The organism is Pseudomonas sp. UBT (genome assembly GCF_050915955.1).
In the GTDB taxonomy this organism is placed as follows: Bacteria; Pseudomonadota; Gammaproteobacteria; order Pseudomonadales; family Pseudomonadaceae; genus Aquipseudomonas; species Aquipseudomonas antarctica_A.
Window position 1 is genome coordinate 1,366,037 of the sequence record NZ_CP168079.1, and the last position, 16,040, is coordinate 1,382,076.

The 16,040-nt window shown below is 61.3% G+C and carries 17 protein-coding genes; 13 read left to right on the plus strand and 4 right to left on the minus strand.

From position 1 onward, the window contains the following. The first annotated feature begins 41 nt into the window (after positions 1 to 41). Together mscK and selO are read left to right on the plus strand one after the other, a co-directional pair. On the plus strand, positions 42 to 3,380 hold the full coding sequence (mscK, locus tag ACDZ94_RS06275) for a mechanosensitive channel MscK (RefSeq protein ID WP_064450341.1): 3,339 nt from the start codon (positions 42 to 44) through the stop codon (positions 3,378 to 3,380). 48 nt (positions 3,381 to 3,428) lie between these two features. After that, complete coding sequence (gene selO / locus ACDZ94_RS06280) at positions 3,429 to 4,892, plus strand: protein adenylyltransferase SelO (RefSeq protein ID WP_432751211.1); 1,464 nt, start codon at positions 3,429 to 3,431, stop codon at positions 4,890 to 4,892. 5 nt (positions 4,893 to 4,897) lie between these two features. Here selO and ACDZ94_RS06285 read toward each other — a convergent pair whose 3' ends face one another. Next, positions 4,898 to 5,299 (minus strand): helix-turn-helix domain-containing protein, encoded by a 402-nt coding sequence (locus ACDZ94_RS06285; RefSeq protein WP_221293750.1) that lies wholly within the window; start codon positions 5,297 to 5,299, stop codon positions 4,898 to 4,900. Beyond that, on the minus strand, positions 5,296 to 5,592 hold the full coding sequence (locus tag ACDZ94_RS06290) for a type II toxin-antitoxin system HigB family toxin (protein WP_221293749.1): 297 nt from the start codon (positions 5,590 to 5,592) through the stop codon (positions 5,296 to 5,298). Before ACDZ94_RS06290 ends, ACDZ94_RS06285 begins: the two co-directional genes overlap by 4 nt. Positions 5,593 to 5,827: 235 nt before the next feature. On the opposite strand from ACDZ94_RS06290, the gene trxC reads away from it, so the two are divergent. After that, positions 5,828 to 6,262: a thioredoxin TrxC gene (trxC, locus tag ACDZ94_RS06295; RefSeq protein ID WP_221293748.1), complete on the plus strand. Its 435-nt coding sequence runs from the start codon at positions 5,828 to 5,830 to the stop codon at positions 6,260 to 6,262. 131 nt (positions 6,263 to 6,393) lie between these two features. Here trxC and ACDZ94_RS06300 read toward each other — a convergent pair whose 3' ends face one another. After that, positions 6,394 to 6,621 (minus strand): DUF6124 family protein, encoded by a 228-nt coding sequence (locus ACDZ94_RS06300; protein WP_221293747.1) that lies wholly within the window; start codon positions 6,619 to 6,621, stop codon positions 6,394 to 6,396. Between the two features lie 477 nt (positions 6,622 to 7,098). Beyond that, entirely contained in the window at positions 7,099 to 7,869 is a 771-nt protein-coding gene (locus tag ACDZ94_RS06305; RefSeq protein ID WP_012721840.1) for a ParA family protein, read from the minus strand. 338 nt (positions 7,870 to 8,207) lie between these two features. On the opposite strand from ACDZ94_RS06305, the gene ACDZ94_RS06310 reads away from it, so the two are divergent. Genes ACDZ94_RS06310 through ACDZ94_RS06355 form a run of 10 tightly spaced genes read left to right on the plus strand, consistent with a single transcriptional unit; the run spans position 8,208 to position 16,037 of the window. After that, positions 8,208 to 8,927: a beta-ketoacyl synthase chain length factor gene (locus tag ACDZ94_RS06310; protein WP_064450335.1), complete on the plus strand. Its 720-nt coding sequence runs from the start codon at positions 8,208 to 8,210 to the stop codon at positions 8,925 to 8,927. Further along, positions 8,903 to 9,715, plus strand: a complete 813-nt coding sequence (locus tag ACDZ94_RS06315) for a lysophospholipid acyltransferase family protein (protein WP_221293746.1) — start codon at positions 8,903 to 8,905, stop codon at positions 9,713 to 9,715. The genes ACDZ94_RS06310 and ACDZ94_RS06315 overlap by 25 nt, the downstream gene beginning before the upstream one ends. Further along, on the plus strand, positions 9,693 to 9,962 hold the full coding sequence (locus ACDZ94_RS06320) for a phosphopantetheine-binding protein (protein ID WP_064450333.1): 270 nt from the start codon (positions 9,693 to 9,695) through the stop codon (positions 9,960 to 9,962). The genes ACDZ94_RS06315 and ACDZ94_RS06320 overlap by 23 nt, the downstream gene beginning before the upstream one ends. Before the next feature lie 9 nt (positions 9,963 to 9,971). After that, entirely contained in the window at positions 9,972 to 10,226 is a 255-nt protein-coding gene (locus tag ACDZ94_RS06325; protein WP_064450332.1) for an acyl carrier protein, read from the plus strand. Continuing rightward, positions 10,223 to 10,768, plus strand: a complete 546-nt coding sequence (locus ACDZ94_RS06330; RefSeq protein ID WP_064450331.1) for a hypothetical protein — start codon at positions 10,223 to 10,225, stop codon at positions 10,766 to 10,768. Before ACDZ94_RS06325 ends, ACDZ94_RS06330 begins: the two co-directional genes overlap by 4 nt. Then, positions 10,765 to 12,435, plus strand: a complete 1,671-nt coding sequence (locus ACDZ94_RS06335) for an AMP-binding protein (protein ID WP_432751212.1) — start codon at positions 10,765 to 10,767, stop codon at positions 12,433 to 12,435. Before ACDZ94_RS06330 ends, ACDZ94_RS06335 begins: the two co-directional genes overlap by 4 nt. Further along, entirely contained in the window at positions 12,428 to 13,162 is a 735-nt protein-coding gene (locus ACDZ94_RS06340) for a glycosyltransferase family 2 protein (protein ID WP_064450329.1), read from the plus strand. Before ACDZ94_RS06335 ends, ACDZ94_RS06340 begins: the two co-directional genes overlap by 8 nt. Continuing rightward, on the plus strand, positions 13,159 to 14,094 hold the full coding sequence (locus tag ACDZ94_RS06345) for a glycosyl transferase (RefSeq protein ID WP_064450328.1): 936 nt from the start codon (positions 13,159 to 13,161) through the stop codon (positions 14,092 to 14,094). Before ACDZ94_RS06340 ends, ACDZ94_RS06345 begins: the two co-directional genes overlap by 4 nt. Then, positions 14,078 to 15,619 (plus strand): HAL/PAL/TAL family ammonia-lyase, encoded by a 1,542-nt coding sequence (locus tag ACDZ94_RS06350; protein WP_432751213.1) that lies wholly within the window; start codon positions 14,078 to 14,080, stop codon positions 15,617 to 15,619. The genes ACDZ94_RS06345 and ACDZ94_RS06350 overlap by 17 nt, the downstream gene beginning before the upstream one ends. Then, a complete protein-coding gene (locus ACDZ94_RS06355) occupies positions 15,612 to 16,037 on the plus strand; it encodes an acyl-CoA thioesterase (protein ID WP_432751214.1) in 426 nt (141 codons plus the stop codon). The genes ACDZ94_RS06350 and ACDZ94_RS06355 overlap by 8 nt, the downstream gene beginning before the upstream one ends. The last annotated feature ends 3 nt before the right edge of the window (positions 16,038 to 16,040 follow it).

Below are 16,040 nucleotides of genomic sequence, written 5' to 3' on the forward strand. Positions count from 1 at the left end.
CGCCACGCCACCACCTTCTTTACCTTGCTCGACCGGTATCCATGACAACTCTGCGCACCTTTATAGCCACTGCCCTGCTGGGCCTGACCCTTTGTGTCGGCAGCGTTTACGCCGCCGACCCGCCCAGCGCCGACGCCATCCAGCAAACCCTGGACAAGCTGCCCGACCGCAAGCTGCCCGATGCCGACATGAAGGCGCTGCAAACAATCCTGCAACAGACCCTGACCTACCTGGGCAACAAGCAGGATTACGAGCAGCGCCTCGCCGACCTCAAACGCCAGCTGGAAGCCGCCCCGCGCCAGACCACCGACAACCAGCGTGAATTGGTGCGGCTCAAGGCCACCAAAATCATCCCGGTGGCCCAACGCTACGCCACCCTGCCGGTGCCGCAGCTCGAGCAATTGCTGGTGCAGCGCACCACCCAGCAAGGCGACCTGCAAAAAGAGCTGGCCGAGGCCAACAGCCTGACCATCGCCGCCCAGACACGGCCCGAGCGCGCCCAGACTGAAATCAGCAGCAGCCAGACGCGCATCCAGCAGATCAACTCGATCCTCAAGGCCGGCAAAGACAACGGCAAGACGCTCAGCGGCGACCAGCGCAACCAGTTGAACGCCGAACTCGCGGCCCTCAATGCCCTGATCCCGCTGCGCCGCCAGGAACTGGCCGGCAACAGCCAACTGCAAGACCTGGGTAACAGCCAGCACGATCTGGTGGTGGAAAAAACCGCGCGCCTGGAACAAGAGATCCAGGACCTGCAAACCCTGATCAACCAGAAACGCCTGGCCCAATCCCAGCAGACCGTTACCCAACAATCCATCGAAGCGCAGAAAGCCGGCGGCAGCAGCCTGTTGGCCACGGAGAGCGCAGCCAACCTGAAGCTCTCCGACTACCTGCTCAAAAGCACCGACCGCCTCAACGACCTGACCCAGAAAAACCTGCAGACCAAGCAGCAACTGGACACCGTGACCCAAAGCGACTCGGCGCTGGACGAACAGATCAACGTGCTCAAGGGCAGCCTGCTGCTCTCCAAGATTCTCTATAAACAAAAACAGGCGCTGCCACGCCTCACCGTGGATCGCAACCTGGCAGACGATATCGCCAACATTCGCCTGTACCAGTTCGAGGTCAACCAGCAGCGCGAGCTGATCAGCACCCCCAGCACGTATGTGGATAACCTGCTCGCCAACCAGCCACCCGACGACGTAACGCCGCAACTGCGACGTACCCTGCTGGAGCTGGCAATCACCCGCAGCGACCTGCTGGAGCGCCTGAGCCGTGAGCTGAGCGCGCTGCTCAACGAATCGATCACCCTGCAACTGAACCAGAAACAACTGCTCAGCACCGCCACCAACCTGCGTGCGACCCTCGACGAGCAAATGTTCTGGATCCCCAGCAACAAGCCGCTGGACACCGAGTGGCTGGAAACCGTACCGGACCACCTGAGCAAGCAGGTCACCACCCTGCCCTGGGCTTCCAGCGTCAGCGAACTGTATGACGGCCTGACCCAGCGCCCACTGCTGTTCCTGCCGTTACTGCTATTGATCGGCGCGCTGTTGTGGCGGCGCAAAGCCTTGTACCAGCGCCTGAACAAGGTGCACCTGGACATCGGCCACTTCAAACGCGACAGCCAGTGGCACACGCCGCAGGCGATTTTGATCAATATCCTGCTGGCGATGCCGGTGTCCCTGGGCCTGGCGCTGTGCGGCTACGCATTGCAAATTGACGCCCGTGGGCAAAACGCCAACCTGGGCGCTGCCTTGTTGCAGATCGCCCAGGCATGGCTGGTGTTCTACACCGCTTACCGAATCCTCGCCCCGGGCGGCGTGGCAGAGCTGCACTTCCGTTGGGAGCGGCCTCAGGTCCACTTTCTGCAGGGATGGGTACGCAAGCTCGGGCTGGTGGTGCTGGCCCTGGTGGCGGTGGTGGCGATCGCCGAGCACCAGCCGGCAGCGCTGGCCGACGACGTGCTGGGCATCGGCGTGGTGCTGACCTGCTACGCGCTGATGGCCTGGCTGCTGGGCCGCCTGCTGTTGAACAGCCCGACCCACGAAAAAGCCTCGCTGTTTCGTAAAGCCGTAGGCTTGATGTTTACCGCCCTGCCCATCGCCCTGTTTATCGCGGTGTGCTTTGGCTACTACTACACCGCGCTCAAGCTCAGCGACCGCTTGATCAACACCTTGTACCTGCTGATGTTCTGGCTCGTCATAGAGGCCACCTTCGTGCGCGGCCTGGGAGTGGCCGCACGGCGCCTGGCCTATGCGCGCGCCCTGGCCAAACGCCAGGCCGCCAAGGAAGCCGGTGACGGCGAAGCGGTGATAGAAGAACCGACCCTGGACATCGAGCAAGTCAACGAACAGTCCATGCGCCTGATTCGCCTGGCCCTGCTCGGCGGTTTTATCGCCGCGCTGTATTGGGTGTGGAAAGACCTGATCACCGTCTTCTCCTACCTGGACAACGTCACCCTCTACGAATACACCAGCGGCACCGGCGCCAATATCAGCATGGTGCCGATCAGCATCGGCGACTTGCTCGGGGCGTCGATCATCATCAGCATCACCTTTGCCCTGGCGCGCAACCTGCCCGGTTTGCTCGAGGTGCTGGTGCTGTCCAAGCTGGATCTGGCCCAAGGCAGCGCCTACGCCACAACCACCTTGCTGTCGTATGTGATTGCCGGCGTGGGTTTCGTCTCCACGCTGTCTACCCTCGGCGTGAGCTGGGACAAGTTGCAATGGCTGGTGGCGGCGCTGTCGGTGGGGTTGGGCTTCGGGATGCAGGAGATCTTCGCCAACTTTATCTCCGGCATCATGATCCTGTTCGAACGCCCGGTGCGCATCGGGGACACCATCACCATCGGCAACCTGTCGGGCACGGTCAGCAAGATCCGCATCCGTGCCACCACCATCACCGACTTCGACCGCAAAGACATCATTGTCCCGAACAAAACCTTCATCACCGGGCAACTGATCAACTGGTCGCTGACCGACACCATCACCCGCGTCACACTGAAACTGGGCGTGGACTACGGTTCAGACCTGGATCTGGTGAAGGATCTGTTGCTCAAGGCCGCCAGGGAAAACCCCCGCGTGCTGAAAGAGCCGGAACCCCATGTGTACTTCCTCAACTTCGGCGAAAGCACCCTCGACCACGAACTGCGCATGCACGTGCGCGACCTGGGTGACCGCAACCCGGTAATCGACGAGGTAAACCGCTTTATCAACCGTGAGTTCAAGAACCACCACATCAACATCTCGTTCCGTCAGATGGAGGTCTACCTCAAAAACCTCCACGGCCAGGAATACAAACTGGTAGAAGTCGACACCCCGGCCAAGCCCGCCAACGACGGCGGTGCGCAAGAGCCGCCGCCGAGCAAACTCGACTAACGCGTCTATCCCCAGCAGAATGCTCGGACATTCTGCTGGAGATGGCCGGTGAAAGCCCTCGACGAACTGACCTTCGACAACCGCTTCGCACGCCTGGGCGACGCGTTCTCAACCCACGTACTGCCCGAACCCCTCGACGAGCCGCGCCTTGTCGTGGCGAGCAGTGCCGCCATGGCACTGCTTGACCTCGACCCGGCGGTGGCCGAAACGCCGGTGTTCGCCGAGCTTTTCAGCGGGCACAAGCTGTGGGCCGAAGCGGAACCACGGGCGATGGTCTATTCCGGGCATCAGTTCGGCGGCTACACACCGCAACTGGGTGATGGCCGTGGGTTGTTGCTGGGTGAGGTGTACAACGCGGCTGGCGAGCATTGGGACTTGCACCTCAAAGGCGCCGGGATGACGCCTTACTCGCGCATGGGCGATGGTCGCGCGGTGCTGCGTTCTTCGATTCGTGAATTTCTCGCTTCCGAAGCCCTGCACGCACTGGGCATTCCCAGCAGCCGCGCGTTGTGCGTGGTCGGCTCCAGCACCCCGGTATGGCGCGAGAAACAGGAACGTGGCGCCATGGTGTTGCGCCTGGCTCACAGCCATATTCGCTTCGGGCATTTCGAATATTTCTACTACACCAAAAAGCCCGAGCAGCAGGCAGAACTGGCCGAACACGTGTTGAACCTGCACTACCCCGAGTGCCGCGAACAGCCCGAGCCCTACCTGGCAATGTTCCGCGAAATCGTCGAACGCAATGCAGAGATGATCGCCAAATGGCAAGCCTATGGCTTCTGCCACGGCGTGATGAACACCGACAACATGTCGATCCTGGGCATCACCTTCGACTTCGGGCCGTTTGCGTTTCTCGACGACTTTGATGCGCACTTCATCTGCAACCATTCCGATCATGAAGGGCGTTACTCCTTCAGCAACCAGGTGCCGATCGGGCAGTGGAACCTGAGTGCGCTGGCCCAGGCACTCACGCCGTTTATCAGCGTCGACGCCTTGAAAGAAGCGCTCGGTCTGTACCTGCCGCTGTATCAGGCGCACTACCTGGACTTGATGCGCCGCCGGTTGGGGCTCACCACCGCCGAAGAGGATGACCAGAAGCTGGTGGAGCGCTTGCTGAAACTGATGCAGAACAGCGGCGTGGACTACACGCTGTTCTTCCGGCGCCTGGGCGATGAGCCGGCGGCGTTGGCCGTGGCGCGGTTGCGTGATGACTTTGTCGGTTTGGCCGGGTTTGATGCGTGGGCTGAGCTGTACAAAGCCCGGGTTGCCCGGGATGGGGATTACAGCGAAGTGCAGCGCCGTGAGCGGATGCATGCGGTCAACCCGCTGTACATCCTGCGCAACTATCTGGCGCAGAACGCCATCGCCGCCGCCGAGTCAGGTGATTACAGCGAAGTAAGGCGGCTGCATGAAGTGCTGAGCAAACCGTTCGAAGAACAGCCGGGGATGGAGCAATACGCCCAGCGGCCGCCGGATTGGGGCAAGCATTTGGAGATTAGTTGTTCGTCATAAAACCCCTAGATAAAGGTTTCCACTGACACCCCAAATCGGTCGGCCAGCCATCTAATCTGCCGCAGATTGAGCTTGCGCTTACCGCTCAGGACTTCCGAAACGACCGACTGCGTGCCTACACCTGGCAAATCACTCTGGTTCAAACCGTGCTCGCGCATCATTGCGCGCAGCACGTCCACACCACTGGCGACGGGCATCGGGCGATGCTCAAGGTCGTAGGCTTCAATCCAATCACTGAGAATATCCACCAAGCTCATCAGAGGATTTGATTCATCCTCACCGATCAGGTCCAGCAGTTCGTCGAGAGCAGTCACCAGTACGTCGTAATCCGCCTCATTTTTAGGCTTGCGCAGCAAGGGTGAAACAAATTGCCAATGTTCAGCAGCGAGCCGAATGAGTGCGCTCATCTGATTTTCTCCTTCCAGTTGTCCTGTTCATAGGCGCGGTGATCTAGCAGATACTTGATGTAAATTCGTTGCTTTTGGTACCGCACGAAAGCGATTAGCCTCAGCTTGTTTCCCCCAATGTCGAACACATGGAGCTGCCCAACTTTATCTGTTGCGGGAAAAATGCCTTTCATAGAAGCGAAGTCAGCCGGGCTGTTGCGCTTAATCCGGCGGTACCACTCATCTAAAGCACTTGCTGAACGTGGCCATTTTTCCTTTGCCTCCCAAATCCTTTTCTCGCTGATCACTCGCATGCAACATCCTTATCGCATCGTGCCATGAAGGTTAAACCCGAATCCGAACTATCGCAATTTGCTATATCCGCAAACAGACAGATGGCGCAAAACAGAACAAGCTCCGACAGCGCAGACAGGCGGCCTCACATCAGCATCGGCAAACTGTGAGGGGATAAGTCATTTGCTCCACGCCTTGATAAACCCGGGCGCTGACTCCAAATTCACTCCATTGGCCATACCCAAGGAGCCCACCATGTCCGAACCTCTTGTCATCCCCTGCCCGCATTGCAACGGCCTCAACCGTATCCCCGGCGAACGCCTGGCTGATGCGCCGAAGTGCGGGCGCTGCAAGCAACCCGTTTTGCTCAACAAGCCTTTTGAGCTGAAACAAGGTGACTACGCCAGCCAGATCAAGGGCGACCTGCCGCTGCTGGTGGACGTGTGGGCCGAGTGGTGTGGGCCGTGTAAGTCTTTTGCGCCGGTGTTTGAGCAGGCAGCCGCTCAGTTGGAAGGCAAATGTCGCTTGGCCAAGCTGGACAGCGAGGCTAATCAGCAGCTCTCGGCGCAGTTGGGGATTCGTTCGATCCCCAGTTTGATTCTGTTCAAGAACGGCCGCGAAGTGGCGCGCCAGAGTGGGGCTTTTCCGTTGCCGCAGTTGATGAGCTGGTTGCGTAGCCAGGGCGTGTAATTCGGATTTTGCGAGCACCGCGACCAATGTGGGAGGGGGTTTGCTCCCGATGGCAGTGGGTCAGTCAATGTATGCAGTGACTGGCACACCGCTATCGGGAGCAAGCCCCCTCCCACATTTTTGTCCGCGTTTTACCTTGAGGCTACGGGGGATTCGCGGTCCATCATCTGGCCTACGAGTTGTACACCGAGTTCGCTTAATTGATGGATAGCCAGGGCGACGTCGCGGTGTTCGACGGTGAGATCGTTGGACAGGTTGAGCAATAGGGTTCGAACGGAAGAGAAGGTCTCGTAGCTGTTGAGCACGAGGGCTTCTGTGGAGAGGTTGGGGGTAATGCTGTAAAGATTACTGGTTTTCATCGTTATTCCCGGAGTGGGCCGCCCTTACCTCGCTACTAAACGAGGGTGGCAGCTGTGCGCAGGTTAGTAGACCGGGGAACAACGCAAAGCCGGCGCACCCGAAGATGCCCTACGCACAGCCACCATCAAACACAGACAAAAGTCTGCTAGATGAAGCTCGTGCACTTTACGCCGTTCTTCGGGCTACTAAACCCGACCACTGAACATTCAGCGTTCCGAGAACCTTAGAGACGCCCATCCAGACGCACAAGCCGGCGGATTCTGGCTTACCTGTAGGCAACGATACAAGGCACAACCCCGTTTGCCAGACCCTTCCTACAGCCTCTGTGGGCCCCATCCAAATCCCCCTACAACAATGCAAAAACAAAGGTGGGAGCTGGCTTGCCTGCGATGGCATCGCCTCGGTGTGCCTGACAGACCGGGTCACCTGTATCGCAGGCAAGCCAGCTCCCACAGGTTATGCGGTGACAGCAAGGATCAGGCGTTTTCCAGCAAGTTATGCAACTCCACAAACTGTTGCGTCAGCTTATGCCGTGGGTCGAGGTGGATCAGCGGCTTGTTCTCCTGGTGCGACTCGCGCATGCGCACGGAGCTGGCCAGGTACACCGGCAGCACCGGCAGGCCTTCGGCAATCAGCTCATCGAGCATCTGCTGCGGCAGGCTCGCACGGGCCTGGAACTGGTTGACCACGATGCCTTCCACTTCCAGGCCTTCATTGTGGTCTTCCTTCAATTCTTCGATTTCCGCCAGCAAGCCGTACAGCGCCTGGCGCGAGAAACTGTCGCAATCGAAGGGGATTAGTACCCGATCAGCGGCAATCAGCGCCGAAACCGCATAAAAATTCAGGGCTGGCGGCGTATCCAGGTAAATCCGGTCGTAATCCTCGCTCAGCTCATCCAGCAGCTTTCGCAACTTATTGATCTTGTGCTTGGCCTCAAGCTTGGGCTGCAGGTCCGCCAACTCGGCGGTCGCGGTGATGACATGCAGGTTATCGAACGGCGTTTCGTAGATATCCACCCGATTTTTCTTCGAAAACGGCCCGGAAGACAGGGTTTGCTTGAAGAATTCGGCAATGCCCATCGGGATATCGTCGCCGGTTAGCCCAGTGAGGTACTGGGTTGAGTTGGCCTGTGCATCGAGGTCCACCAACAGGGTTCGATAGCCTTCACTGGCGCTCACCGCCGCCAGGTTGCAGGCGATGCTGGACTTGCCAACGCCACCTTTCTGATTGAACACCACACGCCGCATGGAAAAACCTCCGTGTATCAATGAATGTCCGAGTGTAGAGGGCAAAAGCGCCTGTTAGCTACCTCGTTCATCCATGCACTGCCGCATCACGGCGGTCAGATTCTCCCGCCCCCCGACACATTAAAAGGAATAGTCCGACAATCCTCTTGGCCTGAGGTAAAGGACAATGTGTAAATCCTTTCCAGAAAATTGTAATAAGCAGTGAACAATTATTTACCAATGTTTGCTAGAACCCCGCAGCACCGGGATAATGCGCGCCATTCGGTCATTGTTCCCTGTCCCGGTATTCGGGGCCAACGGCCGCACATGGAAGCCCGCAGGGGCGGGATAACTTCTCAGTGATCACTTTCAATATCGCCCAATGGCGCGCCTGGGCTCCTGGCCTGGAGACTGCGCACGACTGGCACGCCTGGTGCCAGGCGCCCGTGATGCTGCCCGCAAGCGATGCGTCCCCCGATGTGTCATTCCTGCCCGCCATGCAGCGCCGCCGCCTGAGCCGACTGGCGCGCATGGCGTTCAGCGTGGGCTGGCCGCTGGCCGAGGGCCTGCAAGACCTGCCGCTGGTGTTTATCTCCCGGCACGGCGAAACCCCGCGCACCCTCGACATCCTCAGCGACCTGGCCAACGAGCAGCCGCTGTCGCCCACACAGTTCAGCTTGTCGGTGCATAACGCGGTGATTGGCCTGTGGTCGATCCTGCGCAACGAAACCAGCGAAATGACCGCCCTCGCCGCTGCCGGCGATGGCCTGGAACACGGCATGCTCGAAGCGGCCGCGCTGCTCAACGAAGGCGCCCCCGCAGTATTGCTGGTGATTACCGAAGAACAACCGCCCGAGGCCTACGCCAGCTGGATCGTTGACGTGCCCTTTCCCTATGCACTCGGCCTGCTGTTGACACCGGGCGACGAGTGGCGATTGGAACTAAACAGCGGCGCTGTCCAACTCACTCAAAACCAGTGGCCTCATGCCCTGAACCTGCTGCGCACCCTGCTCACTGAACAGGCCGCCTGCCAACATGCCTGGAAGAACCGCGTATGGAACTGGCAACGCCAGCCATGACCGACAAGCCACGGGACGCCTATTACTGGCGCCTGTTTGCCACCGCCGCCAGCTTCTTCCTGTTCGGCGTCGGCGGGCTGTGCCTGCGTCTGCTGGTTTTTCCCTTGCTCGCCTGCCTGCCGGGCAGCGCTGAAAAACACCAGCGCCGTGCCCGTCACACCATCAGCAAGCTGTTCTGGTTCTTTATTCGCCTGATGCAACGCGCCGGCGTGCTGACGTACAGCGTCGAAGGCGCGGAAAAACTCGGGCGCCCCGGCCAGATGATCATTGCCAACCACCCGTCGCTGATCGACGTGGTGTTTTTGATCGGCCTGGTGCGCCAGGCCAACTGCGTGGTCAAGCAGAGCCTGTGGCAAAACCCCTTTACCCGTGGGCCGGTGCGTGATGCCAGCTATATCAGCAACGACGGCAGCGCCGAAATGCTTGATGCCGCCGCCGATGCCCTGCGCGAAGGCCAGACACTGATCATCTTTCCCGAAGGCACCCGCACTTCACCCGGCGCGGTGCCCGCCTTTCATCGCGGGGGCGCCGCCATTGCGCTGCGCGGTGCGACAATCATCACCCCCGTGGTGATCAAGGTCAGCCCCAGCACCCTGACCAAGGCCGAACCCTGGTATCGCATCCCTAAATGCCGCGTGCACTTCAGTTTGCGGGTAGGGGCCGATATACAACCACAAGCGTTTGCCGCACTCGGGCCCGCGCCCCAGGCTTCACGCAAGCTCAACGATTACCTGCACGACTATTTTATTAAGGAGCTCGCCGAAGATGAGCGACCAACACAGCCTTGAGCACGACATAAAGACACTGATCATCGAGGCCTTGGGCCTGGAAGACATCAGCGTCGACGACATCGGCAGCGAACAAACCCTGTTCGGCGAAGGCCTGGGCCTGGATTCAGTCGACGCCCTGGAATTGGGCCTGGCGATTCAGAAAAAGTACGGCATCAAGATCGATGCCGACGCCAAGGACACCCGCAATCACTTCACCAACGTGGCCAGCCTTGCGGCGTTCGTCACGGCCAGACAGGCAGCTTGAGACCGGACCATGCAAACTCGTGACGATATTTTCAACACCCTGCGCAACGCCATGGTGGAACTGTTTGAATTGCCGCCGGAACGCGTCACCCTCGACGCGAACCTCTACCAGGACCTGGAAATCGACAGCATCGATGCCGTGGACCTGATCGACCATATCAAGCGCCAGACCGGCAAGAAGATCGCCGCCGAAGAGTTCAAGGCGGTGCGCACCGTCGATGACGTGGTTGAGGCGGTGTACCGTCTGGTCAGTCCAGCCGCATGAGACGCTTGATCGGCCTTGGCCTGTTGCTGGCGGGGCTGCTGTACCCCTTTGCGGTGTATTACGGCACCGAACACTTTGCGCCATGGCAATTCGGCTTGCTGCTGGGCAGCCTGTGGCTGTTGCGTGCGCTGACCGGAGCGCGCCGCCCCGGCAGCCGCTGGATGGCCGTGGCGGTGATCCTGTTCTGCCTGCTGCTGGCCTGGTTCGACAACCCGCACCTGCTGCGCTGGTACCCGAGCCTGGTCAGCGCGTTCATGCTGGCGCTGTTTGGCCTGAGCCTGAAATATGGCCCGCCGATGGTCGAACGCCTGGCGCGCATGACCGAGCCGCAACTGCCGCCCGAAGCGGTTGTGTATACCCGCCGGGTCACCGTGGTATGGAGTGTGTTTTTTCTGTGTAATGGCCTGCTCGCCGCCGCCCTCACCCTGTGGGCGCCGCTGAGCTGGTGGACGTTGTACAACGGGCTGATCGCCTACGGGCTGATGGGGCTGTTGTTTGCCGTGGAATGGCTGGTACGACAAAGGGTTCGAGGCCGCGTATGAATGGGTTGAAACTTGAGCACTTGCTGCTTGAGCCGCTGGAACAACGGTCGGTCACCACCGAACCTGCGATGAATCACGCCCAACTGTGGGCCCAATCCCTGAGCCTGGCGGCGGGCCTGCAAGCGCGGGGTATCCAGCGTTTGGCGGTGCACCTTGAAGATGCCGGCCAGCTGGCGATTGCCCTGCTGGGCGCCTGGCGAGCCGGGGTCAGCGTGCTGCTGCCCGCCGACCTGCAACCCCAGACCCGCCAACGCTGGGACGGTGCGGTAGACGCCTGGCTGGTTGACGCCGCCGATCTCGATGCGTTGTATCAAGTGCCATTGAGCCCTGCCGCGCTCGACCTGGATACTTGCCAACTCAGCCTGTGCACCTCTGGCTCAAGCGGCGAGCCCAAGCGTATCGACAAGACCCTGCGCCAGCTGGCCAATGAAGTCGAGGCCCTGGAAGACCTGTGGGGCGCGGACCTCAAAGACGCCTGCATCATCGGCAGCGTCGCCACCCAGCACATTTACGGCTTGCTGTTCCGCGTGCTGTGGCCGCTGTGCGCCGGTCGTACCTTTGTGCGCAAACAACTGGCCTTCCCCGAAGACATGCAGCGCGCCAGCCGTGAGCACCCGCAATTTGCCTGGGTCGCCAGCCCGGCGTTGCTCAAGCGCATGGGCGATAACCTCGACTGGCCCGCGCTGAGCCAGGTGTCGCGTGTCTTCTCTTCTGGCGGCGCGTTGCCCGTGGAGGCTGCCGGCAGCTTGTACGACCGCTTGCAGCAATGGCCGACGGAAATCCTCGGCAGCTCCGAAACCGGCGGCATCGCCTGGCGCCAGGGTGCACAACCCTGGCAGCCGTTTGCCGATGTGCAACTGAGCCAGGACGCCGATGGCGCCCTGCGCATCGCCTCACCGTACCTGCCCGCCGGGCATATCGAACAAACTGCCGACGCTGCGCGCATCCATTCCGATGGCCGTTTCGAGCTGCTGGGGCGTCTGGACCGTATCGTCAAACTGGAAGAAAAACGCATCTCGCTGCCCATGCTGGAACAGGCGCTGATGGCCCATGACTGGGTCGCCGACACCCGGCTGGGCGTGGTGCAGGAAAACCGCGCATCACTCGGCGCGCTGGTGGTGCTCAGTGCCGAAGGCTTGCATGCCCTGCGCAACCAGGGCCGCCGCACCGTCACCCAAACCTTGCGCCAGCACCTGAGCCAACATTGCGAAGCGCTGGCCCTGCCCCGCCGCTGGCGTTTGCTGCGCCAGTTGCCGCTCAATGCCCAAGGCAAACTACCCCAGGCCGACGTCGCCGCGCTGCTGCTGGCGCCACGGCCAAAAGCGCCGGAAGTGCTGGAGCAAGTCCAAGCCAATGGCGAATGGACCGTGCAGCTGAACATTCCGCCGGACCTGGCCTACTTCAGCGGCCACTTCCCCGTCACACCGGTACTGCCAGGCGTGGTGCAAGTGGAGTGGGCGTTCAACCTCGGCCAGCAACTGCTCGACCTGCCCGCCACCTTTGCCGGCATGGAAGTGCTCAAGTTCCAGCAACTGGTGCGCCCCGGCGATCAAGTTGAGTTACACCTGCGCTTCGACCCGGAACGCGGCAAGCTGTACTTCGCCTACCGCAACGGCGTCGCAGCCTGCTCCAGCGGCCGGATTCAACTGGTGACCGCGCATGCATAACCCCTGCGCCCTGATCCCGGTCTACAACCACGAAGCCGCCGTACCCGCCGTGGTTCACAGCCTGTTGAACAGCGGCCTGCCGTGCCTGCTGATCGACGACGGCAGCAGCCCGGCCTGCGCGGCGGTATTGGCGCAATTGGCGACGCTTGAAAACGTTACCTTGCTGACCCTGCCGAACAATCAAGGCAAGGGTGGCGCGGTCATGGCCGGTTTCCGCGAAGCTGCGCGCCTGGGCTTCACGCACGCCCTGCAAGTGGATGCCGACGGCCAGCACGACCTGCGTGAAGTCGAGTGCTTCCTCGACACCTCCCGCATGCAACCGGACGCCGTGATCTGCGGCTACCCGGAATACGACGAGAGCGTGCCCAAGGGCCGCCTGTACGCACGTTACCTGACCCACGTATGGGTGTGGATCAATACCTTGTCGCTGCAGATTCGCGACTCGATGTGCGGCTTTCGCGTGTACCCGCTGGCGCCCACCCTGGCGTTGATGGACTCGGCCTACATCGGCACGCGCATGGATTTCGACTCGGACATCCTGGTGCGCCTGGCCTGGCGCAACCAGCCGATGCGCTGGCTGCCGACCAAAGTGCATTACCCCGCCGACGGCTTGTCGCACTTCCGTTTGTTCCGCGACAACGTGCGTATCTCAGCCATGCACACGCGGCTGTTCTTCGGCATGCTGGTGCGCGCGCCAATGATCCTGTGGCGACGGTGGCAGGCATGAGCGACAGCAGCAAACACTGGGCCGACCGTGAGGAGCGTGGCAGCTTCTGGCTGATGAAACTCACCGCCGTCGCCGCCAAGGTGCTCGGCCGCCGCCTGTTAAGCCCGGTGCTGTACGGCATCGTGCTGTACTTCTTCCTGTTCGGCCGCACGGCACGCCAGAGTGCCTGGGAATACCAGCAGCGCCTGGCCGACTGGAGCGGGCGCGATGCGTTGCGGCCCACCCACAAACGTGTATTCGGGCAGTTCATGGCCTTCGCCGACTCCTTGCTCGACAAGCTCGACGTGTGGAACGGCAAGCTGCGCATCGAACAGATTGAAATCAACGACCCCGCGCAATTGCGTGGGCAACTGCGCGGCGAGCGCGGGCAGATGCTGGTGGGCGCGCACCTGGGCAACCTCGAAGTGTGCCGTGCGCTGGCCGAGATCGGTGAACAAGTCACCATGAACGTGCTGGTGCACACCAAGCACGCAGAACGCTTCAACCGTCTGCTGGGCGAAGCCGGGGCAACCCATTTGCGCCTGATCCAGGTCAGCGAGCTGGACCCCGCGACCATGCTGCTGCTCAGCCAGCGCCTGGACGACGGCGAGTGGCTTGCGATTGCCGGCGACCGCGTGCCGCTGCACGGTGGGCGCAAGGTCCGCGTAGATTTCCTCGGCCATCACGCCGCGTTCCCCCAAGGCCCGTGGCTGCTGGCCGGCCTGTTGAAATGCCCGGTCAACCTGCTGATGTGCCTGAAACACAACGGCCGCTATCGCCTGACCATCGAGCCGTTCACCCCATTGATCGAATGGAAGCGCAGCACCCGCGAGCAGGTGATTGCCCTGTGGACCGCGCGCTACGCCGCGCGCCTGGGCCAGTTCTGCCTGGAAGCGCCCCAACAGTGGTTCAACTTTTACCCTTTCTGGAAGACCGATGACGACGCATCTTGAGCCGGTAACCTTTGGCGAACACGCTTTGCGCATTGAAGACGTATTGGCCCTGGCTAACCGTCAGGTGCCCACGCAATTGCAGGATGATGCCGCCTATCGCCAGCGCATTGCCAAGGGCGCGCAGTTTCTCGACTCGTTGCTGGACAAGGAAGGCGTGATCTACGGCGTGACCACCGGCTACGGCGACTCCTGCGTGGTGGCGGTGCCGTTGCAGCACGTCGAGGCTTTGCCGCGTCACCTCTACACATTCCACGGTTGCGGGCTGGGCAAGTTACTGGACGCCCAAGCCACGCGGGCCGTGCTGGCGGCACGTTTACAGTCGTTGTGCCACGGTGTTTCCGGTGTGCGTGTGGAGTTGCTGGAGCGTCTGCACGCATTCCTTGAACACGACGTACTGCCGCTGATCCCGGAAGAAGGCTCGGTGGGCGCCAGCGGTGATCTGACCCCGCTGTCCTACGTCGCGGCGACCCTGTCCGGCGAGCGCGAAGTGATGTTCCGAGGTGAACGTCGCCAGGCCGCTGACGTGCACCGCGAATTGGGCTGGGAGCCGCTGGTATTGCGCCCCAAGGAAGCCCTGGCATTGATGAACGGCACCGCCGTGATGACCGGCCTCGCCTGCCTGGCCTTCGCCCGTGCCGACTACCTGCTGCAACTGGCCACACGCATCACCGCGTTGAACGTGGTGGCGCTGCAAGGCAACCCGGAACACTTCGACGAGCGCCTGTTCGCCGCCAAGCCGCACCCGGGGCAGATGCAAGTCGCCGCCTGGTTGCGCAAGGACCTGGCGATTGATGCGCCGACCGCGCCGCTGCACCGCCTGCAGGATCGCTATTCGCTGCGCTGCGCGCCCCACGTGCTTGGCGTGCTGGCCGACAGCCTGAACTGGCTGCGCTCGTTTATCGAAATCGAATTGAACAGCGCCAACGACAACCCGATCATCGACGCCGAAGAAGAACGCGTGCTGCACGGCGGGCACTTCTACGGCGGGCATATCGCCTTCGCCATGGACAGCCTCAAGACCCTGGTGGCCAACGTTGCCGACCTGCTCGACCGCCAGCTCGCACTGCTGGTGGACGTGCGTTACAACCACGACCTGCCGAGCAACCTGTCGGGTGCCCCGGCCGACCGCGCGATGATCAATCACGGTTTCAAGGCTGTGCAGATCGGCACCAGCGCGTGGACCGCCGAAGCGCTGAAAAACACTATGCCGGCCAGCGTGTTCTCGCGCTCTACCGAGTGCCATAACCAGGACAAAGTAAGCATGGGCACCATCGCCGCCCGCGATGCAATCCGCGTGCTGGAGCTGACCGAGCAGGTCGCCGCCGCGACGCTGCTTGCCGCCAACCAGGGCGTGTGGCTGCGCGCCCAGGCTGACGATGCACGCGCGCTGCCACCTGCCTTGGCCGCCATGCATGAAGAACTGGCCAAGGACTTCCCGCCGGTCATCGAAGACCGCGCACTGGAAGGCGAACTGCGCCTGTGCCTCAAACGTATTGCCGAGCAACACTGGAGGCTGCATGCGTAGCCAGGGCGTGTTGCATTGCGACACCGAGATCCTCGTGCCGTTTTTCGATATCGACACCATGAATGTGGTGTGGCACGGGCATTACGTGAAGTACCTGGAAGTGGCGCGCTGCGAGCTGCTGGACAGGATCGGCCACAACTACACGGCGATGCTCGAGTCGGGTTACGCCTGGCCGGTGATCGACATGCAGCTGCGCTACGTGCGCGGCGCCACCTTTGGCCAGACGATCAATGTGCGCGCCAGCCTGGTGGAATGGGAGAACCGTTTGAAGGTGAATTACCTGATCACCGACCTCGCCAGCGGCGAACGCCTGACCCGTGCAAGCACCGTGCAAGTCGCGGTGGAAATTGCCAGCCGCGAGATGCAATTGGCCTCGCCCAAACCATTCACCGACGCCGTCGAAAGGGCCCTGAAATGAGAC